Below are 19,835 nucleotides of genomic sequence, written 5' to 3'. Positions count from 1 at the left end.
CTATGACCGAGACCGAGGCCGAGACCGGCCGTCTGCGGGTCTTCCTGGTCGACGACCACGCGATGTTCCGCGCCGGGGTGCGCGCCGAGTTGGGCGTGCACGTCGACGTGGTGGGCGAGGCCAGCACGGTGGCCGAGGCGGTGAGCAAGATCGCCGCGAGTCAACCCGACGTGGTGCTGCTCGACGTGCACATGCCCGACGGCGGTGGCCGGGCGGTGCTCGACGCGATGCGCCGCTCGCACCCGCAGGTCCGTTTCCTGGCGCTCAGTGTCTCCGACGCCGCGGAAGACGTGATCGGGCTGATCCGGGCGGGTGCCCGCGGCTACGTGACCAAGACCATCTCGCCCGACGAACTGGCCGCCGCGATCAAGCGGGTGGCCGACGGCGACGCGGTGTTCAGCCCGCGGCTGGCCGGCTTCGTGCTCGACGCGTTCGCCTCCCGGCCCGACGTGCCGGTCGCCGATCCCGAGCTCGACCAGCTCACCAACCGCGAGCGGGAAGTGTTGCGGCTGCTCGCGCGGGGTTACGCGTACAAGGAGATCGCCAAGGAGCTGTTCATCTCGATCAAGACGGTGGAAACCCACGTGTCCAACGTCCTGCGCAAGCTCCAAATGAGCAACCGTTACGAATTGTCACGATGGGCAGCCGACCGGCGGCTTGTCTGACTTTCGTCGCCTTCGTCGCTGCGGTGCGTCGTAGATCGCACACCGAGGGGCATATTTGCAGGTCCTAGCGCTGTGGACGCTGTCGTGGGGTAACCCGTATCCTGGCCGTCGCTAGTATCGGCTTGGTAACAGGACACCGACCTTACGTATCGCTGTGTCACAGTTGCTCGGGCTCACAGACCCCCGTGAGCCGACGAAGGAGGCATCCTCCACATGCGTGGGAATGGCCCATGGAAGATGGCGGCCGGCGTGGCCGCCATCGCCTTGTTGGCGGCCGGCTGCTCCGGCGGCTCCTCGGACGACGACGAGACCCTGCCGAACACCATCAGCATCGGTATCGTCGAGCCGGAAAGCTTGATCCCGTCCAATTCGACGGAGGCCAACGGCTCATCCGTACTGGCGTCGCTGTTCTATCCGCTCGTCCGCTTCGACGAGCAGAGCAACCCCTACACGGTCGCGGCTGAAGCGATCACGCACGACAAGGCCAACAAGGTCTGGACGATCCGGCTCCGTTCCGGCTTCACGTTCAGCAACGGCGAGCCGGTCACCGTGGACAACTACATCAACGCCTGGAACTATGGCGCCTTCGGGCCGAACGCCCAGGTCGCGTCGTACTTCTTCAGCCGGATCGACGGCTACGCGCAGATGCAGTCCGTGGACCCCGACGGCACCGGCCCGGAGAAGGCTCCGGAGCCGAAGGCCACCACGCTCACCGGGTTGCGCAAGCTCAACAACCTGACCTTCACGGTGACCCTGTCGACCGGGTTCGCCGGCTGGGAGTCGGTGATGGGCTACGACGCGTTCTACCCGTTGCCCAAGGCCGCGTTCAAGTCCGAAGGCGTGCTCGCCGACAACTTCGGCGATGCCCCGATCGGCAACGGCCCCTTCAAGCTCAAGGGCACGTGGCAGCACGATTCGAAGATCGTGGTGGAGAAGGTCGCCGACTTCAAGGGCACGGTTCCCAAGGTCGACGGCATCACCTGGAAGATCTACCAGGATCTCGGCGCGCAGTACGCCGACCTGGTCGCGGGCAACCTCGACGTCGAGACGAAGATCCCGATCGAGAGTCTGGCGTCCGCCTCGGGTGACCTTGGTCAGCGCCTGCAGAAGAGCCCCAGCTCGGCGTTCTCGTTCGTCGGTTTCCCGATCTACGAGAAGGAATACGCGAACAAGGACGTGCGCCGGGCGCTCTCCATGGCGATCAACCGGGAGGAGATGACCGACCAGATCTTCCTGGGCTCGGAGACTCCCGCGACCTCCTTCGTCTCCCCGGTCGTCGCCGGTTACCGCAAGAACAGCTGCGGCCAGAACTGCGAGTACAACCCGACGCTTGCCAAGCAGATCTACACGGCGGCGAACGGGCCCACAGACATCAAGATCTCGTACAACTCGGACGGCGGCCACAAGGCCTGGGTCGACGCGATGTGCAACCAGATCAAGGCGTCGCTCGGCGTGAACTGCACCGGTTCGCCCGAGCCCAAGCTGGCCGACCTGCTCAAGAAGGTGCGCGACCACAAGTCGGTCGGCATGATCCGGCTGGCGTGGACGATGGACTACCCGCTGATGGAGAACTACCTCGGTCCGCTCTACACGACCGACGGCTCGTCGAACTTCTACGGCTACACCAACACGGCGTTCGACAGCCTGGTGCGGGAGGGCAGCGAGGCGGCCACTCCGCAGGCGGCCATCAAGAAGTGGCAGCAGGCCGAGGACATCCTGGCCGACGAGATGCCGGTGCTGCCGCTCCGCTTCGGGCAGAACGTCTACGGCTTCTCGGCGAAGGTCACCAACGTGAGCATGGACCTGTTCCAGAAGGTCGACATCTACAAGATCGAAGTGGCCAACTAGTTCAGCCGCTCGAACGGTGGTGGCGTCACGGTCGACCGAAGACCGTGGCGCCACCTTTCTTCGGCACGAAGCACCTAAGGCCCACCCATGTTCCGCTACATCGTGCGGCGTCTGCTGCAGATGGTCCTCACCTTCTTCGGGGCCACGTTCGTCGTGTACGCCCTGATGTTCGCCGCGCAGGACGACCCCATCCAGGCGCTCGTCGGCGAACGGCCCATCACGCCGAGCCAGCGCACCGCTCTGACCGAGCGGTTCCACCTCGACGACAACTTCTTCGCGCAGTACTGGTACTACATGAAAGGCCTGCTCACCGGTGATTTTGGGACGTCTCTGACGAACCGGAAGATCGCCGACATGCTGGCCGACGCGTGGCCCGTCACCCTGCGGCTGTCGCTGCTGGCGATCGTCATCGCGGCCACCATCGCGATCCTGGCCGGCGTCGTCTCCGGCATCCGGCGCGGCAGCATCTTCGACAACGCCACCCTGGCCATCACGCTTGTCGTGCTGGCCATGCCGATCGTCGTGCTCGCCCCGCTGGCCCAGCTGGTGTTCGGCATCAAGCTCGGCTGGTTCCCGGTCACCGCCGGCCAGGACGCGGGACTGTGGCAACTGCTGTTGCCGGCGACCGTACTGGCCAGCCTGGTGGTGGCCACCGAACTGCGGGTGACCCGGGCCTCGGTTGCGGAGAACCTGCGAGCTGACTACGTGCGTACGGCAAAAGCCAAAGGCCTCACCCGGGCGCGCGTGATCGGTGTGCACGTATTGCGCAACTCGCTCATCCCGGTGATCACCTTGATCGGCGTGGACCTGGGTGCGCTGATGTCCGGGGCGATCGTGACCGAGAAGGTCTTCAACATCCCGGGCGTCGGCTTCAACCTGTTCCGCGGCATCCGCACCGAGGACGGGCCGCTCGTGGTCGGGTTCGTGAGCGTGCTGGTGATCGTCTTTCTGGTCGTCAACCTGATCGTCGACCTGCTCTACGCCGTTCTCGACCCCAGGATCCGCTATGAGTGAGTCCGTGATGCCGAAACCGGGGCCGACCGAACAAGCCCCGGGGAAACCCCGCAGCCTGGCCGGGGACGCCTGGCACGACCTGCGGCGCAGCAAGATCTTCTGGCTCGCGGCGGTGCTGATCGCGGTGATCCTGCTGATGGCGGCCTGGCCGTCGCTGTTCACCTCGGCCGACCCGCGCGACTGCGTACTGGCCCGCCAGCACCGCGGCCCGAGCGGCGCCGCGATCTTCGGCTACGACTTCCAGGGCTGCGACGTCTACGCCAAGACCGTCTACGGTGCTCGCTACTCGATCGTGGTCGGGGTCTTCGCCACGCTGATCGCCGGCCTGATCGGGGCGGTGTTCGGGCTGGCGGCCGGTTTCTTCGGCGGCTGGCTCGACGCGATCCTGTCCCGCTTCATCGACGTCATGCTCGGCATTCCGCTGCTGCTCGGCGCGATCGTGCTGGCCAAACGGCTCTCGGCGGACCCGCAGAGCAACGGCGTCCTCGCGGTCACCGTCACGCTCGGCCTGCTCGGCTGGACGACCGCGGCCCGAGTGCTGCGCTCGTCGGTGGTCGCGGCCAAGAACCAGGACTACGTGGCGGCCGCCCGGATGCTCGGGGCCGGCAACAACCGCCTGCTGTTCCGGCACATCCTGCCCAACTCGATGGCGTCGTACATCGTGGTGCTGACGATCCTGCTCGGCATCAACATCGCCAGCGAGGCCACCCTGTCGTTCCTCGGGATCGGACTCAAGGGCAACGCGATCAGCTGGGGCATCGCGATTTCCGAGGCCACCGGTTACGTACGGGTGGCGGCCGGTCCGCTGATCTGGCCGGCACTGTTCCTGGCCGCCACGGTGCTGGCCTTCATCATGCTCGGCGACGCCGTCCGAGACGCCTTCGACCCGAAGCTGCGGTGACCGGAGTGACAGACATCAGCGTCGACCTCGACCCCCGCGCACCCCTGCTGCACGTCGACGACCTGCACGTCGAGTTCCGCACCCGGGACGGCGTGGCCAACGCCGTGAACGGCGCCAGCTTCTGGCTGAACCCGGGGGAGACCCTCGCGATCCTCGGCGAATCAGGTTGCGGCAAGTCGGTCACCGCCCAGGCGGTCATGGGCATTCTGGACTCGCCGCCCGCGCACGTCACCGGCGGCCGGGTCCTGTTTCGCGGTGCCGACCTGCTCCAGCTCCCCGAGAAGTCGCGTCGCGAGTTCCGGGCCAACCGCATCGCGATGATCTTCCAGGACGCGCTGAGCGCCCTCAATCCGGTCTACACGGTCGGCTTCCAGCTGGCCGAAATGTTCCGCAAGCACCGCGGCATGTCCCGCGCGGACGCCAAGCGTCGTTCGGTGGAACTGCTCGACCAGGTGCGCATCCCGGCCGCGCAGGAACGGATCAACGACTACCCGCACCAGTTCTCCGGGGGCATGCGGCAGCGCGTCATGATCGCCATGGCCCTCGCGCTCGACCCCGAGGTGCTGATCGCCGACGAGCCGACCACGGCCCTCGACGTCACCGTCCAGGCGCAGATCATGGGCCTGCTCGCCGAGTTGCAGCGCCAGCGCAACATGGGCCTGATCCTGATCACGCACGACATGGGCGTGGTGGCGGACGTCGCCGATCGCATCTCGGTCATGTACGCCGGCCGGATCGTGGAGGAAGCGCCGGTCTACGACATCTACGCGCACCCGGCCCACCCGTACACAAAAGCGCTCCTCGAATCCATTCCGCGCCTCGACCACAAGGGCCGGCAGCTCAACGTGATCCGCGGACTGCCGCCGTCACTCACCGACCTCCCGCCGGGGTGCGCGTTCCACCCGCGCTGCGGTTACGCCCGCGACATCTGCCGGACGGACCAGCCGCCGGCCTACCAGATCGCTGCGCACCGCATCTCGCGCTGCCACTTCATCCGGGAGGTGCTCGGTGTCTGACCTCGTACTGGACGCTCGCGGCCTGGTAAAACACTTCCCGATCACGCAGGGCATCGTCATCAAGTCGAAGATCGGCGCGGTGCGCGCGGTCGACGGCGTCGATCTCCAACTGCGCCGCGGCGAGACGCTCGGCATCGTCGGCGAATCCGGCTGCGGCAAGTCGACCCTCGCGAAGCTCCTGGTCGGACTCGAGAGACCGACAGCCGGCGAGATCATGGTGCGCGGCGAGAACATGATCGGGCTGTCCGGGCCGGCGCTGCGTCGCGCCCGGCGCAACATCCAGATGGTGCTGCAGGATCCGTACACCTCGCTCAACCCGCGCATGACGGTCGGCGACATCATCGGCGAGCCGTACGTGATCCACCCCGACGCGGTCCCCCGAGCCGGCCGCAACCGCGCCGTCCGCGAACTGCTCGACCTGGTCGGCCTCAACCCCGACCACCTCAACCGCTACCCCCACCAGTTCTCCGGCGGCCAACGCCAGCGCATCGGCATCGCCCGCGCCCTGGCGCTACGCCCGGAAATCATCGTCTGCGACGAGCCGGTGTCGGCCCTGGACGTCTCCATCCAGGCCCAGGTGATCAACCTGCTCGCGAATCTTCAGCGCGACCTGGGACTTTCCTACATCTTCATCGCCCACGACCTGTCTGTGGTCCGGCACATCTCCGACCGGGTGGCCGTCATGTACCTGGGCAAAGTCGTAGAAACCGGCTACCACAAGGCCATTTACGAGCAGCCCACCCACCCGTACACCCAAGCCTTGCTCTCCGCCGTACCCGTCCCGGACCCCCGCCTGCGCGGCCACCGCGACCACATCATCCTGGAGGGTGACGTGCCGTCCCCCGCGAACCCACCCTCCGGCTGCCGCTTCCGCACCCGTTGCTGGAAGGCGCAGCCCTACTGCGCCGACCACGAGCCGCTGCTCCAGATCCGCCAGCGCGCCCCCCACCCAAGCGCCTGCCACTACGCCGAGGTTCGAGACGTTTTGCACCGCTACTAAGACCCAGATAGGTACGCATAACCGTCCGACTGTGCCCGCTTTGTCGACGCATCTTCCGTGAAAGTGGGGTCTCCGTTGTCGGGGTACGGTCCCTCCGCATCCGCGACAAATGGGGCAGGCGGAGCGTCGAGCGGGGCTGAGTCTGTCTCTTGGGCGCCGATCATCCGCGTGACTGTCGCTGCCGACATCTGACGCTGCCCTCGCCGTCAAGATCAACGCAACTTCTTGGAAAGAGGTGCCTCCCGGGCGGGGGAGGGCCCATCTTCCGTGGAAAAGGGGCCCCCGCCGCGGATGAGCGACCGCTGTCCGCGACAAATAGGGCAAGTCGACTGCCGCGGCTTGGGCGTGGTCGCCGGCGTGCGGGCCGGCAGTGGGTGGGTGGACCGGCGGCAGGGCGAGCCGCTGGCAGGGCGAGCCGCTGGCAGGGCGAGCCGCTGGCAGTGCGAGCCGCTGGCAGTGCGAGCCGCTGGCAGTGCGACCGGTGGCGGGTGGGGGTGGCGGCGAGGGGCCGGGGGTTACAAGGGGCCGCGGCCGGCGCGGAGGATCATCAGGGCGATCTGGGTGCCGTCGGGGCCCAGGGCTTCGCGGAAGCGTTCCACGATCTCGCGTTCGCGGGACAGGACGAGGCGGGTGCCGCCGCTGGCGATGCGGGTGCGGCCGACGGACTGGGAGATGCGGGCTCGTTCGAGCCACAGGTCGATGATGGTCTGGTCGATCTCGTCGATGCGTTCACGCATGGCACGGATCTCGTCGGCGGCCAAGGGCTCGCCCGCACCGGTCGTCTGGTCCACCACGTCGGCGGTCATCCTCTGCTCCTCGGGTGCTCGCGTCCCGGTCGACCCGGCCCGGACAAGCATCAAGCCCCGGGCTGGGAAGCCCGGGGCTTGAAGTAGGTCTGTCGTTCAGACGAGGCCTACGGCTGCCGGACTTCCGGTGCCGTAGTAAAAAAATCGTGCCCGCTGAATCACGATGCGAGTATGCCCCCGTCCCGAACCGGACCGCAAGGAAACAGTCCGATCCGTGGGACGGGGTTTTTGTCCGTTTGCTCAGGCGATGGTGCTGATCCGCTTCGTGTCACCCGGGGCGACCGGGGCGCCGGCACCCAGGTAGGCGACCAGGGCATCGATGTCGAAGCCCGGTGCCGTGACGCGACCTGTGCCGGTGTTCAGGACGGAGAACCCGTCGCCGCCGTTGGCCAGGAAGTCGTTCGTCGTGACGAGGTAGTTGGTGGCCGGGTCGATGGCCGTACCGTTCAGTTTCAGCTCGCTGATCTTCGAGCCCAGCGGGGCCGAGGCGCTCCACGTGTAGGTCAGACCGGCGGAGACCTGCAGCGTCTTCCCGGTGGTCTGGCCCTTGTAGCCGGCGAACTGCTGCTCGAGCACGTCCTTGAGCTGGGCGCCGGTGAACGTCTGGGTGACGACCAGGTTGTTGAACGGCTGGACGGTGAACGCCTCGCCGTACGTGATCTCGCCGACCGCTTCGCCACCGGCCGCTGCCTCGGCGTCGAAGTCGGCCCGGATGCCGCCCGGGTTCATCAGGGCGATCTGGGCGCCGGCCGACTTGGTGTACGCCAGCTGGGCGTCGGCGATCACGTCCCCGAGCGGGGTCTCGCCGGCCGGGGTGGGGGTGCGGGTGATGTCCGCCGTGATCTTGCCGACGACCTTGTTGGCGATCGGTGCGACCGCCGTACGGTATTTGTCAGCGATCTTCTTGGCGTCCTTGTCGACCGTGTCCGGGTTCTTCAGGTAGACGCCGGCCGCGTCCTTCTTCCAACCGCCGGCACCGTCGGAGACGCCGTTCTCCACGATCACGTTGCGCGCGGTGATCTCGGCGAACCGGCCGCTGCGCCGGTCGATCGAGTAGTCGATGTCGGTGATCAGCTGGCCGTTGGTGCCGGCGCTGGTGACGACGCTCGTGCCGCTCTTGTTGGGCAGTGAGCAGGTGTAGAACCGGTGGGTGTGGCCGGAGACGACCAGGCCGATCTCCGGGTTGAGGCCCTTGACGATGTCGACGACCGGCCCGGTGAAGTTGAGGCAGTCGGAGACGCCGGGGGTCGGGGTCGCCGTGCCCTGCGCGCCGCCCTGGTGCAGCAGCAGCACCTGCGCCTTGACGCCGAACAGCTTGAGCAGGTTGCTCCACTTGTTGGCGGTTGCGACCTCGCCGGTGAAGTGGACGTTCTTGATGCCCGCCGGGTTGACGATGCCGGCCGTGCCCTCGAGCGTCATGCCGATGAAGCCGACCGGCTCACCGTTGACGAACTTGATGTCGATCGGCGGGAGGATCGGCAGCCCGGTCTTGTTGTCGATCGTGTTGGCCGCCAGGTAGGTGAACTTGGCGCCGCGGAACGGGTCGCCGTCCTGGCAGCCGTCGGTCGGGTGGCAGCCGCCGCGCTGGAGGCGGATCAACTCGGCCACACCCTCGTCGAACTCGTGGTTGCCCACCGAGCTGACCTGCAGGCCGACCTGGTTCATCAGCTCGATCGTGGGTTCGTCGTGGAACGCGGCGCTGACCAGCGGGGTCGCGCCGACGAGGTCCCCGGCGCCGACGGTCAGGGTGGAGCGGCCGTCGGCCTTCGCCTCGGCGCGCAGCTTCTTGAGGTACGTCGCGAGATATTCGACGCCACCGGCCGGGGTGCTGGTGCCGGACGCGTTGACCACCGCACCGCTGCCACTGGGCGGGTCGATCGCGCCGTGGAAGTCGTTGTAGCTCAGGAACTGGCCCTTGACGACCTTGGCGCCGAGCGGCGTGCCGTAGGAAACGCTCACCGGTTGGAACTCGGCCGGTGGGCCTGCCGTTTCCGCCTTCCGGGCGATCGGCAGGGCGGCCACGACGGCCAGGGCGAGGGCGGGTGCGGCCAGGTGGCGCAGCAACCGGTTCATGTATGCAGGCTCCCGATCAGGGTTAACGGTCGATCAATGTCCGTCAGCTTCGCGTATAGAAGCTGGTGAGCGCCACAACGTTCAGGTGACAACTCTGTTGCTGGTCGGCTACCCGACCTGGTGGGACATCCAATCGACACACGTTGTGGTGACATGCCGGAAATCGGTACCGAACGCGCTGCGCGAGGCGTCGTCCAGCGACAGCGACAGGCGCAGCCGCTGGCGTACGAACTCCATCGCACGTGGCTCGCCGAAAGCCGTGACCAGGCAGTCCACCGCGAAGTGACCCTGCGCGTAGAAGGCGGCCACCTCGTCGTCGTCGGCACCGTCGCGAAGCGGGCGGGCGGCGAGCGCCTTCGGCTTGGTCAGCGCCTCCCGGTTGTAGGTGTCGTAGGCCCGCCGCGGCTGCGAACCGATGTATTCGGCGACCCCTTCGACCAGCCACATGTCTTCGTGCCGCGAAGTTACCCCGGCGATCGTGGCGACGTGGCCGAGTTCGTGTTGGATCACCTCGCGGAGGGCGGCGGTCGTCGTCAGCCGGCCGGGATTGATCACCACGTCGGCGCCCGCCGCACCCAGCGGCTGCATGTAGCCGACCGCCCAGTTGGTCGCCTTGCCGCCGTACCAGCTGCGCCAGAGCTTCTCGGTGGCGAGGAACAGGCGGTATCGCGGCTGGCGGTTGCCGGCGTAGGCGGCGAACCGATCGTCGACGACGGCCGCGCTGTCGGCGATCTTGGTGATCTCCTTGAGCCGTGACCTCAGTGCCGGCGGGGCGCCGACCGTGACCCGCTTGCCCTGGGCGAAGACGAGATCGCCGGACTCCCACGGGGTCGGCTGGAGATCGGTGGGGCGGTCGGCCGCCGCCTCCACCACGATCACATTGGACTTGATCGTCAATTTCTGGGCGATCTTCGGTCCGTCCTTCGGGCAGCGCGCCCCGACGAAGCAGTACGACAGCTCGACCTGCACGGTCGGCTGCCGCCGGGTGGTGATCCGATAGTCCACCGTGGTCACGTGCAGAGCTCGCAGCGAGCGGAACAGATCGAGGTAGCGCTTCCGCAGAGACGGGGCGACCGGTTTCAGCCAGCCGGTCTGATCCCCCCGGGTAAGCGCGGTGGCCTGGGCGGTCAGGAGTTGCTCGATCGGGTCCGGCGGACCGGCGACGGCGGCGCCGGCCGGGATCACTTGCGCGGGGTCGTCCGGATCGGTGACTAGTGAGGCGACGGTGATGGCCACGACCACGGCCAGGACGAAACCGCCGATGTGCCGGACCCGGTCGTGCGTCGTAGTGACATCCCGCACCCGCGCCTCCTCGGCCGACCGCCTGTGCAGTGAGTGAAACAGACGCTCGTTTCGGTCGCACCCCCGCGACGAGAGGATTGGCATACGCGCGTCGGTGGCTCGGCATTCTTGTCGGTGGGTGGGCCTAGACTTGCCAGCGCGATGCGACCTTCACCCAAAACCCCGCCGGTGCCTCCGACTTCCGAAGGCCTCTTTGCCATGCCCCCGGTGCGGGCGGCCATGCCCCCGGTGCGCGAGCACGAGGCGCCGAAGCGGGCCCCCGCTCGCCGTCTCGACCCCGAGGCGCTGCTCGTCGGGCTCAACGGGCCGCAGCGCGACGCGGTCACCCATTCCGGGTCGCCGCTGCTGATCGTGGCCGGGGCCGGCTCGGGCAAGACCAGGGTGCTGACGCATCGCATCGCCTACCTGCTGGCCGAGCGCGACGTGCACCCGGGCGAGATCATCGCGATCACGTTCACCAACAAGGCCGCCGGGGAGATGAAGGAGCGGGTCGCCCAGCTCGTCGGCCCCCGGGCACGGCTCATGTGGGTGTCGACCTTCCACTCGGCCTGCGTGCGCATCCTGCGGGCGGAGCACGACCATGCCGGGCTCAAGTCGACGTTCTCGATCTACGACGCGGACGACTCGCGGCGACTCATGCAGTTGGTGATCCGCGAGCTCGACCTCGACCCGAAGCGTTACACCGCGCGCGGTCTGGCGGCGCAGGTGTCCAACCTGAAGAACGAGCTGGTCGAGCCCGAGGAGTTCAAGGCCGGCGCCAAGGGGCCCAACGAGCGGGCGCTCGGCGAGGCGTACGAGTTGTATCAGCGTCGTTTGAAAGAGGCGCACGCCCTCGACTTCGACGACATCATCATGACCACGGTGCACCTCTTCCAGTCGCACCCACATGTGGCCGAGGCTTATCGGCGACGGTTCCGGCACGTGATGGTCGACGAATACCAGGACACCAACCACGCGCAATACACGCTGGTCAAGGAGCTGGTGGGGGAGCCGGGCGGCGAGGTCGAGCCGGGTGAGCTGTGCGTGGTGGGTGACGCCGACCAGTCGATCTACGCATTCCGGGGCGCGACGATCCGCAACATCCTGGAGTTCGAGCGGGACTATCCCGACGCGCGCACGATTCTGCTCGAGCAGAACTACCGGTCGACCCAGACGATCCTGTCGGCGGCCAACGCGGTGATCGACCGCAACACGTCGCGCAAGCCCAAGCGGTTGTGGAGTGACCAGGGCGCCGGCGAGCAGATCGTCGGTTACGTGGCCGACACCGAGCACGCCGAGGCCGACTGGGTGGCCCGCGAGATCGACCGGCTGCACGACCGGGAGGACGTGCGCCCCGGTGACGTCGCCGTCTTCTACCGCACGAATGCGCAGTCCCGGGTGTTCGAGGAGGTGTTCATCCGGGTCGGCCTGCCCTACAAGGTGGTCGGCGGGGTGCGCTTCTACGAGCGCAAGGAGGTCCGTGACGCGCTGGGCTACCTGCGCGCGGTGGTCAACGACGACGACACGGTGAGCATCCGGCGGGTGCTGAACACCCCCAAGCGCGGCATCGGCGACCGGGCCGAGGCGTGCGTCGAGGCGTTGGCCTCGCGCGAGCGCATCTCGTTCGGCCAGGCGCTGCGGCACGCCAAGGACGCGCCGGGCATCGCGACCCGCGCGGTCAACTCGATAAACGACTTCGTGCGGCTCCTCGACGAGCTGCGGGTGATGTCCCTGACGAGTCCGCCGGAGGAGGTCCTCGAGGCCGTTCTGCAGCGGTCGGGCCTGCTCAGCGAGCTTGAGGAGAGCATCGACCCGCAGGACCAGGGCCGGGTGGAGAACCTTCAGGAGCTGGTCAGCGTCGCCCGCGAATACACCGAACGCGTGGAGGGGCAGGACGAGTCGGCCACCCTCGCCGGTTTCCTCGAGCAGGTGGCACTGGTCGCCGACGCCGATCAACTGCCCGACGACGACCCCGACAACCAGGGCGTGGTCACGCTGATGACCCTGCACACGGCCAAGGGCCTGGAGTTCCCGGTGGTGTTCCTGACCGGGCTGGAGGACGGCGTCTTCCCGCACATGCGTGCGCTCGGGGACAACTCCGAGCTCGAGGAGGAGCGAAGGCTGGCGTACGTCGGGATCACCCGCGCCCGGCAGCGCCTCTACCTCTCCCGGGCGGTGACGCGCGGCGCGTGGGGTCAGCCGCAGTACAACCCGCCGTCCCGCTTCACCGACGAGTTGCCGCCCGAGCTGATCCGCTGGGAGCGCACCGCCGGCAACTACACGTCCTGGTCGGGCACCGGCGGCGGGGTGGGGGGCCGGGCCGGCGGCGATCGCGGCCGCGGCGGTGGCTTCGCCGGGGGTACGCCCAAGGCACAGCAGCTGGCGAGCCGGCTCGGCATCGACGCCAGCAAGCTCGCCACGGCGAGCGAGCTGCCGCAGGCGCCGAAGGTCGCGGTCGGCGAACGGGTCAACCATCAGAGGTACGGCCTGGGCCGGGTCGTCGCCGTCGAGGGCCAGGGTCCGGGCGCCCGGGCCCAGATCGACTTCGGCGACCAGGTGATGTGGCTGATCCTGCGGCACGCCCCGATCGAGAAGATCTAGGTCAGCAGCCGGGGATGTCCACCCCGTGCGCACGCATCCACCGGGTCGGCTCCACCGGGTTCTGGTAGAAGCCCTGGTGCACCTCGAAATGCAGGTGCGGCCCGGTGGAGTGGCCGGTCGAGCCCTCGTTGCCGATCTGCTGACCGGCGACGACGCGCTGGCCGGGCACCACGACGAGCACCGACATGTGCCCGTAATGGGTGAGCCAGCCGTCGCCGTGGTCGATCAGCACCGCGTTGCCGTAGCCCTGTTCGACGCCGGCGCGCACGACCACCCCGGTCCCGGCCGCGACGATCGGTGTGCCGTCCGGGGCGGCCATGTCGACACCCTCGTGGATCCGTCCCCAGCGTGGCCCGAAGCACGAGGTCACCCGCGCGGTCGGGTTGGGGCTCACCCAGGCGGTGCCGGCGGCGGCGGGGACGGGGGCCGGCGGTCGCGATTTGCGGCGTACGCCCTCAGCACCGATCCCCCCGGCGAGCACCGAACCGCGGGCGACGGGTCCCTGGCCGCGCCCCGCGAAGGCCCCGGCGCCCAGTTCGCGGAGCACTTCGGGGGGCACCGCGTCGACGTCGGCCGGATCGTTCTGGACGGCCACGGGTGCCGGGTCCGGCGGAGCCGGCTGGAGGCGGTGGTGCCGGGCGTCGGCCGCCGCGGCCGTGCCGCCCACGATCCCGGTGATCAGCGCCGTCCCGAGGGCGGCGGCCAGCGCGGCAGTCCGCCTACGCCGTGGGTCGCCCGGCTGCCGCAAGCCACCGGCTCGCCGGTGCCGGGCTAGGTCGGGCAGGGGGAAAGAGCCGGCCGTGTCGGTCGGCGGCAGGGCATGCTGGTTGTCCTTGCGGTGGCGTCCGACGGCTGACTTCGGCACGCGCGTGACCTCCCGGCAGGCGAGAAACCCCTACACGAGACCGATCGGCCCGGTTCGGAGGTGCCTGAGCGGGAAGGCGGAAGTGGTGGATCAGGAAGCGGCGGCGGCCATGCCCGCGTAGATCGACTCGACCTGCAGCTTGATGTCGACGCCGCGCTCCCGCAGGAACGGGATGGGGTCGACCGGCTGGCCGTCGACGTGGATCTCGAGGTGCAGGTGCGTGCCGTACGAGTTGCCGGTGTTGCCGACCTGTCCGATGACCTGACCGGCCTTGACCTGCTCGCCCACCTTGACCAGCACGCGGCGGGAGTGGGCGTAGATGACCTGGGTGCCGTCGTCGTTCTGCACCGTGACCGCGTAGCCGTAACCGCCGTAGTAGCCGGCCTGGATCACCTTGCCCGAGTGGACCGCCTTGTAGGGCAGGCCCTCCGGGGCGGCCAGGTCGATGCCGGCGTGCAGCTGGCCCCAGCGGATGCCGAACGGCGAGCTGTACGTGTAGGAGTCGAGCGGCAGCAGCCAGACGTCGGCGGTCGCTTCGTCCGCGCTGACGTTGGTCTTGGCGACGCCGCGGTCCTCGCTGCGGGAGGCCTTCTCCTCGGTCGAGCGGTCGGAGATGGCCTGGTTGGCGACCTGCGCGCTCTTGAGGCCCTGGAGAACCTCGGGGTTTACGTCCTTCGCGTTGGGAAGGTTGGAGGCGGCTCCGATCGCCACGACCCCGGCGCCGATGAAGGCGGAGGTGACGACGACCGCGTAGCGGCTCCGGGGAGGGGTGGGTACACGGCGGCGACCGCGATACCGATCGGGCTCAGACGACAAGCGCTGGCGCACGAACAACCCTCCGTCAGTGGCAATTCGTCGGTGGTTCCCGGACCCGAAACGCTGGGTTATCGGTGGCCTTCCGGGCTGTCGGTTCGGTGTAATCCGCTCGCCAGCCGGGAGCCACGGTAACTAAACGGCAGCCGAGCCACAAGTCGAAGCGGCAATTCCCTGACAGTTCCTGGTCCGTATTGCGCAGCTAATGTCCGAATTCGTTACCTTTCACCGGCGATCTCGTTGCGCACTCTCCGTGATTGGTGCAGGAACAGATAGCGAAGTCACTCTGAATACAGTTTCGGTCACCCAAAGTGATCTCAATTGGCCGGAGCCGACTACCCGGAGCGCGTCCGGCACGTTACCGTTCGTTCAGGACAACGGTGTTCCGCTTCACACGGAGGGTCGGTATGCAGGCTCGCATCAGGGTGGTCGTGGCCAAACCCGGGCTGGACGGGCACGACCGTGGTGCCAAGGTGGTGGCCCGCGCGCTGCGTGACGCGGGTATGGAGGTGGTCTACACCGGCCTGCACCAGACGCCGGAGCAGATCGTCGGAACGGCAATTCAGGAGGACGCCGACGCGATCGGTTTGTCCGTTCTGTCCGGCGCGCACATGACGCTGTTCCGCAGGGTGATCGAGCTATTGGCGGAACGTGACGCAAGCGACATCGTGGTATTCGGCGGGGGCATCATTCCGGCCGACGACATTGCCGAATTGGAGACCGCCGGGGTGGCGAAAATTTTCACCCCGGGCGCGACCACGGCATCCATCATCGAATGGGTACGCGCCAATGTGACTACGCCCGTGGCGTAGTGAGCAGGAACAACCCGTCGGCCGTAGCCAAATGGCTACGGCCGGTTGTGTTTCGGCAAAGTCGGAACGGAGCCGGGCCGGGGGAGAGGCCGGACGCACCCCTCACACGTCCGGCCTCTCTATGCACGATGCCCCGCCGCCACCCCTCGACCGACAGGGCATCGGCCGTTCCGCAATCGGTGTGCCTGAGCGCTCCGACACCACACTCAACGACGCCCTTCCGGGGCGGTTACGCGGTGGTGCCGGAGTTTTTCGAGTGACCTGGCGGAGAGGTGAGGTGTGTGGTCTTGCACACCGCGCACCCGCGACTACGGGACGCATCCTCACCTCGCTAGTCTGCGGGTGAAGGGCCTTCGGCCCGGGACAATCTTCACGCCGGCGACGCCTTCAAACAGGCCGCCGCGGCACACAGGTCGGGACGCAACGGAGCGGCTTACCGGCGCTTGGCGTCGCGAGAGAAGGAGACACGTGGACCTGTTCGAGTATCAGGGGCGTGACCTGTTCGAACGGCACGGCCTGCCCGTGCTGGGCGGCGGCGTCGCCGAGACCCCGCAGGAGGCCCGCGCGATCGCGGAGCGCCTCGGCGGCAAAGTTGTCGTCAAGGCCCAGGTGAAGGTCGGCGGCCGGGGCAAGGCCGGCGGCGTCAAGCTGGCTGACGGTGCCGACGAGGCGGCGGCCCGCGCCACCGACATCCTGGGCATGGACATCAAGGGCCACACGGTCCACAAGGTGATGCTTGCCGAGACGGCCGACATCAAGGAGGAGTACTACTTCTCCTACCTGCTCGACCGGGCCAACCGCACCTTCCTCTGCATCGCCAGCGTCGCCGGCGGCATGGAGATCGAGACGGTGGCCGAGGAACAGCCCGAGCGGGTCGCCAAGATCGCGATCGACGCCAGCAAGGGTGTCGACGAGGCCAAGGCCCGCGAGATCGTCGCCGCCGCGCAGTACCCGGCCGAGGTCGCCGAGCAGATCGTCGACATCGCGGTGAAGCTGTGGCAGGCCTTCGTGGCCGAGGACGCCACCCTGGTCGAGGTCAACCCGCTGGCCAAGGTGGGCGACGGTCGGGTGCTCCTGCTGGACGCCAAGATCACGCTGGACGAGAACGCGTCGTTCCGGCACCCCGACCACGAGGCGCTCGTCGACCAGTCCGCGGTGGACCCGCTGGAGCAGGCGGCCAAGGCCAAGAACCTCAACTACGTCAAGCTCGACGGCGAGGTCGGCATCATCGGTAACGGTGCCGGTCTGGTCATGTCGACCCTCGACGTGGTCGCCTACGCGGGCGAGAACCACGGCGGCGTCAAGCCGGCCAACTTCCTCGACATCGGTGGTGGCGCGAGCGCCCAGGTGATGGCGGACGGCCTCGAGATCGTGCTCGGCGACCCGGCGGTCAAGTCGGTATTCGTGAACGTCTTCGGCGGCATCACCGCCTGCGACGCCGTGGCCAACGGCATCATCCAGGCCCTCGCCCTGCTCAGCGAGCGTGGCGAGACCGTCGCCAAGCCGCTCGTGGTGCGCCTCGACGGCAACAACGCCGAGGAAGGCCGCGCCATCCTCGACGGCGCGAACAATCCGCTGGTGCAGCGGGTGGACACGATGGACGGAGCGGCCGAGCGCGCCGCCGAGCTCGCGGCTGCGGGGAAGTGACCTAAATGGCGATCTGGCTCACCAAGGACTCGAAGGTAATCGTCCAGGGCATCACCGGCTCGGAGGGTTCCAAGCACACCAAGCGGATGCTCGCCGCGGGCACCAACGTCGTCGGCGGTGTCAACCCGCGCAAGGCCGGCACCACGGTGGACTTCGACGGCACGTCGCTGCCGGTCTTCGCGACCGTCGCCGAGGCCATCAAGGAGACCGGCGCGGACGTGTCGGTCATCTTCGTCCCGCCGGCGTTCACCAAGGGCGCGGTCGTCGAGGCCATCGAGGCCGAGATCCCGCTCGCTGTGGTGATCACCGAGGGCGTGCCGGTGCAGGACTCGGCGGCCTTCTGGTCGCTCAATGTCTCGCGCGGGAAGCGGACCCGGATCATCGGCCCGAACTGTCCGGGCATCGCCTCGCCGGGTGCGTCTAACGCCGGGATCATCCCGGCCGACATCACCCCGGCCGGTCGCATCGGCCTGGTCAGCAAGAGCGGCACGCTGACCTACCAGATGATGTACGAGCTGCGCGACATCGGCTTTTCCACGTGCGTCGGCATCGGCGGCGACCCGGTCATCGGCACCACCCACATCGACGCGCTGAAGGCGTTCCAGGACGACCCGGAGACCGACGCGATCGTCATGATCGGTGAGATCGGTGGCGACGCCGAGGAGCGCGCCGCCGAGTTCATCAAGGCGAACGTGACCAAGCCGGTGGTCGGCTACATCGCCGGCTTCACCGCCCCGGCCGGTAAGACCATGGGACACGCGGGCGCGATCATCTCCGGCTCGGCCGGGACCGCCGACGCCAAGAAGGCGGCCCTCGAGGCCGTCGGCGTCAAGGTCGGCAAGACCCCGAGCGAGACCGCGCGGCTCATGCGCGAGGTCATGAGCTGATTTTGGTACGGCTACCAGTGGCGCGCCGCCGTCCGGGTTCAATCGACCCGTTTGGCGGCGCGCCGTTGCATCTGCGTCGCCGCGACGCCCCGGTCGTGGAAAAGTAGGCGACGATGCCCAGCACAACCGACCGTCCCGAGGACTCGGACGACCCGTTCGCGGTCGCCGAGGCGACCCTGGACGTGCGGGAGACGATCCCGGTGGACCGCCCGACCGGTGCCCTCGATCCTCGGGACCGGCCGACCGGAGCGCTCGATCCCGGTGACCGGCCGACCGGTGCGCTCGACCCCGGCGATCGGCCGACGGTTCTCGTCGACGAGCGACGACTCGGTGAGCAGACCACGGTCAAGGTTCCCGGCCAGCGCAAACCGCCGCCCCGCGCACGCCGGGCCCCGGTGCCGGTGGCGGTCGCGTTCGCCACGCTGTGGGCCGCGGCGATCAGCTATTTCCCGGTGGCCGCGGTCATCGGCCTCGCCCGCACCCTCGAGGGGCAGGGTGGTCTCGGCGGCGCCGCGCACGCCGGCCTGGCCGGCTGGCTGCTCGGGCACGGCGTGCCGATCGGCACCTCGATCGGACCGCTGGGCCTCGCCCCGCTGCTGCTGACCGTCCTCATCGTCTGGCGGCTCAACCAGGCCGGCCTGCACGTAACCCGCGCGATCGGCGCCCGCCGTTCCGGCCGGATGGGCCACGCGCTGCTGGTGGCGTTCGGCGTCGCACTCACCTATTCGCTGCTCGGCTCGGTCGCCGCGCTCGCCGTCGACGGCAAGGGCACCGACGTCACCCCGGCCCGAGCGGCGATCAACTTCTTCGTGCTGGGGTTGTTCGGCGCGTTCGTCGGTGCCCTCCGCGGCACCGACGCGCTGGGCATGCTGGCCCACCGCACCCCGCTGGTGATGCGCGACGGTCTGCGCACCGGCGTGATGGCGGCACTGTTCATCCTCGCCGCGGGCGCCGGGGCCACCGGGCTGTCGGTGGCGATCGGCGGCGGCCAGGCCGCGGAGACGATCTCGGTCTATCACACCGGGGTGGCCGGTCAGGCCGGCATCACCCTGCTCAGCCTGGCCTACGGCGCCAACGTGTCGGTGTGGGCGGCGGCCTATCTGCTCGGACCCGGCTTCGCGCTCGGCACCGGCTCGGAGGTCGGCCTCACCGACGTACTGGTGGGCAAGCTTCCCGCGCTGCCCCTGCTGGCCGGGGTGCCGGACGGCCCGATGGGTGCGGCCGGCGCGGCCCTGCTGGCGGTCCCGGTCGCGGCCGGCGTCGCCGCCGGCTGGCTGCTCATCCTGCGACTGCGCCGCGCGCCCGGCCGCGCGCCCGGCGAGAAGGCCGAGCTGTCCTGGAGCCGGGTGCTGGGAAGCAGTGCCCTCGCCGGTCCCGTCGCCGGCCTCCTGCTCGGCGTCAGTTGCGCGGCCTCCGGCGGTCCGGTCGGCGACGGGCGCCTGTCCACCATCGGCCCTGACCCCTGGCAGGTGGCCCTGGTGGCCACCGCCGTCGTCGCCGCCGCCGTCGCGATCGGCGCCGCCGCCGCCCGCACGTTCGCTCCCGCCGCCAAAGGCTGACCGGCCGCGGCGGTGGGCTGGTCGGGCGTTCGCACCCGCCCCGAAAG

The 19,835-nt window shown here is 68.7% G+C and carries 16 protein-coding genes; 11 read left to right on the top strand and 5 right to left on the bottom strand.

From position 1 onward, the window contains the following. Window positions 1-2: 2 nt before the first annotated feature. The 6 genes from Afe05nite_RS08885 to Afe05nite_RS08860 all read left to right on the top strand — a co-directional run bounded on the left by Afe05nite_RS08885 (window position 3) and on the right by Afe05nite_RS08860 (window position 6,444). Entirely contained in the window at window positions 3-665 is a 663-nt protein-coding gene (locus Afe05nite_RS08885; RefSeq protein ID WP_203816501.1) for a response regulator, read from the top strand. A gap of 213 nt (window positions 666-878) precedes the next feature. Further along, window positions 879-2,513: a peptide ABC transporter substrate-binding protein gene (locus Afe05nite_RS08880; protein WP_239117663.1), complete on the top strand. Its 1,635-nt coding sequence runs from the start codon at window positions 879-881 to the stop codon at window positions 2,511-2,513. A gap of 87 nt (window positions 2,514-2,600) precedes the next feature. Further along, complete coding sequence (locus Afe05nite_RS08875; RefSeq protein WP_203816500.1) at window positions 2,601-3,527, top strand: ABC transporter permease; 927 nt, start codon at window positions 2,601-2,603, stop codon at window positions 3,525-3,527. Continuing rightward, window positions 3,520-4,428: an ABC transporter permease gene (locus tag Afe05nite_RS08870; protein ID WP_203816499.1), complete on the top strand. Its 909-nt coding sequence runs from the start codon at window positions 3,520-3,522 to the stop codon at window positions 4,426-4,428. Before Afe05nite_RS08875 ends, Afe05nite_RS08870 begins: the two co-directional genes overlap by 8 nt. Continuing rightward, complete coding sequence (locus Afe05nite_RS08865; RefSeq protein ID WP_203816498.1) at window positions 4,425-5,444, top strand: ABC transporter ATP-binding protein; 1,020 nt, start codon at window positions 4,425-4,427, stop codon at window positions 5,442-5,444. Before Afe05nite_RS08870 ends, Afe05nite_RS08865 begins: the two co-directional genes overlap by 4 nt. Beyond that, on the top strand, window positions 5,437-6,444 hold the full coding sequence (locus Afe05nite_RS08860) for an ABC transporter ATP-binding protein (RefSeq protein ID WP_203816497.1): 1,008 nt from the start codon (window positions 5,437-5,439) through the stop codon (window positions 6,442-6,444). The genes Afe05nite_RS08865 and Afe05nite_RS08860 overlap by 8 nt, the downstream gene beginning before the upstream one ends. Window positions 6,445-6,959: 515 nt before the next feature. Here Afe05nite_RS08860 and Afe05nite_RS08855 read toward each other — a convergent pair. The 3 genes from Afe05nite_RS08855 to Afe05nite_RS08845 all read right to left on the bottom strand — a co-directional run bounded on the left by Afe05nite_RS08855 (window position 6,960) and on the right by Afe05nite_RS08845 (window position 10,625). Continuing rightward, window positions 6,960-7,250, bottom strand: coding sequence for a chorismate mutase (locus tag Afe05nite_RS08855; RefSeq protein ID WP_203816496.1), 291 nt, complete (start codon window positions 7,248-7,250; stop codon window positions 6,960-6,962). A 240-nt stretch (window positions 7,251-7,490) separates the two neighbouring features. After that, a complete protein-coding gene (locus Afe05nite_RS08850) occupies window positions 7,491-9,323 on the bottom strand; it encodes a bifunctional metallophosphatase/5'-nucleotidase (protein WP_203816495.1) in 1,833 nt (610 codons plus the stop codon). A 108-nt stretch (window positions 9,324-9,431) separates the two neighbouring features. Beyond that, the gene (locus Afe05nite_RS08845; protein ID WP_203816494.1) at window positions 9,432-10,625 is read right to left on the bottom strand and encodes a gluzincin family metallopeptidase; all 1,194 of its coding nucleotides are present in this window, start codon (window positions 10,623-10,625) and stop codon (window positions 9,432-9,434) included. 198 nt (window positions 10,626-10,823) lie between these two features. Here Afe05nite_RS08845 and pcrA point away from each other — a divergent pair, with 198 nt between their 5' ends. Further along, on the top strand, window positions 10,824-13,205 hold the full coding sequence (pcrA, locus tag Afe05nite_RS08840; protein WP_438867828.1) for a DNA helicase PcrA: 2,382 nt from the start codon (window positions 10,824-10,826) through the stop codon (window positions 13,203-13,205). 1 nt (window position 13,206) lies between these two features. On the opposite strand, the gene Afe05nite_RS08835 is transcribed toward pcrA, so the two are convergent. Together Afe05nite_RS08835 and Afe05nite_RS08830 are read right to left on the bottom strand one after the other, a co-directional pair. Beyond that, on the bottom strand, window positions 13,207-14,070 hold the full coding sequence (locus tag Afe05nite_RS08835) for a M23 family metallopeptidase (protein ID WP_239117661.1): 864 nt from the start codon (window positions 14,068-14,070) through the stop codon (window positions 13,207-13,209). A 90-nt stretch (window positions 14,071-14,160) separates the two neighbouring features. Continuing rightward, window positions 14,161-14,898 carry a M23 family metallopeptidase gene (locus tag Afe05nite_RS08830; RefSeq protein ID WP_203816493.1) on the bottom strand — a complete coding sequence of 246 codons (738 nt, stop codon included), beginning with the start codon at window positions 14,896-14,898 and terminating at the stop codon, window positions 14,161-14,163. 392 nt (window positions 14,899-15,290) lie between these two features. Between Afe05nite_RS08830 and icmB the strand changes: the two genes are divergently transcribed. From icmB to Afe05nite_RS08810, 4 genes are all read left to right on the top strand, one after another. Then, window positions 15,291-15,695: a coenzyme B12-dependent isobutyryl CoA mutase small subunit gene (icmB, locus tag Afe05nite_RS08825; RefSeq protein ID WP_203816492.1), complete on the top strand. Its 405-nt coding sequence runs from the start codon at window positions 15,291-15,293 to the stop codon at window positions 15,693-15,695. Between the two features lie 468 nt (window positions 15,696-16,163). Continuing rightward, complete coding sequence (gene sucC, locus Afe05nite_RS08820; protein ID WP_203816491.1) at window positions 16,164-17,342, top strand: ADP-forming succinate--CoA ligase subunit beta; 1,179 nt, start codon at window positions 16,164-16,166, stop codon at window positions 17,340-17,342. A 5-nt stretch (window positions 17,343-17,347) separates the two neighbouring features. After that, complete coding sequence (sucD, locus tag Afe05nite_RS08815; RefSeq protein ID WP_203816490.1) at window positions 17,348-18,229, top strand: succinate--CoA ligase subunit alpha; 882 nt, start codon at window positions 17,348-17,350, stop codon at window positions 18,227-18,229. A 113-nt stretch (window positions 18,230-18,342) separates the two neighbouring features. Beyond that, the gene (locus Afe05nite_RS08810; RefSeq protein WP_203816489.1) at window positions 18,343-19,788 is read left to right on the top strand and encodes a cell division protein PerM; all 1,446 of its coding nucleotides are present in this window, start codon (window positions 18,343-18,345) and stop codon (window positions 19,786-19,788) included. Window positions 19,789-19,835: the final 47 nt, after the last annotated feature.

Origin of the sequence: Paractinoplanes ferrugineus (assembly GCF_016862195.1) — a bacterium.
Classification (GTDB): domain Bacteria; phylum Actinomycetota; class Actinomycetes; order Mycobacteriales; family Micromonosporaceae; genus Actinoplanes; species Actinoplanes ferrugineus.
This window is presented reverse-complemented; position numbering and strand designations above follow the sequence as displayed.

Coding starts and splice junctions, on each gene's coding strand:
- Afe05nite_RS08885 (WP_203816501.1), top strand. CDS start 3: ATGACCGAGACCGAGGCCGAGACCGGCCGTCTGCGGGTCTTCCTGGTC.
- Afe05nite_RS08880 (WP_239117663.1), top strand. CDS start 879: ATGCGTGGGAATGGCCCATGGAAGATGGCGGCCGGCGTGGCCGCCATC.
- Afe05nite_RS08875 (WP_203816500.1), top strand. CDS start 2,601: ATGTTCCGCTACATCGTGCGGCGTCTGCTGCAGATGGTCCTCACCTTC.
- Afe05nite_RS08870 (WP_203816499.1), top strand. CDS start 3,520: ATGAGTGAGTCCGTGATGCCGAAACCGGGGCCGACCGAACAAGCCCCG.
- Afe05nite_RS08855 (WP_203816496.1), bottom strand. CDS start 7,250: ATGACCGCCGACGTGGTGGACCAGACGACCGGTGCGGGCGAGCCCTTG.
- Afe05nite_RS08850 (WP_203816495.1), bottom strand. CDS start 9,323: ATGAACCGGTTGCTGCGCCACCTGGCCGCACCCGCCCTCGCCCTGGCC.
- pcrA (WP_438867828.1), top strand. CDS start 10,824: ATGCCCCCGGTGCGGGCGGCCATGCCCCCGGTGCGCGAGCACGAGGCG.
- icmB (WP_203816492.1), top strand. CDS start 15,291: ATGCAGGCTCGCATCAGGGTGGTCGTGGCCAAACCCGGGCTGGACGGG.
- sucD (WP_203816490.1), top strand. CDS start 17,348: ATGGCGATCTGGCTCACCAAGGACTCGAAGGTAATCGTCCAGGGCATC.
- Afe05nite_RS08810 (WP_203816489.1), top strand. CDS start 18,343: ATGCCCAGCACAACCGACCGTCCCGAGGACTCGGACGACCCGTTCGCG.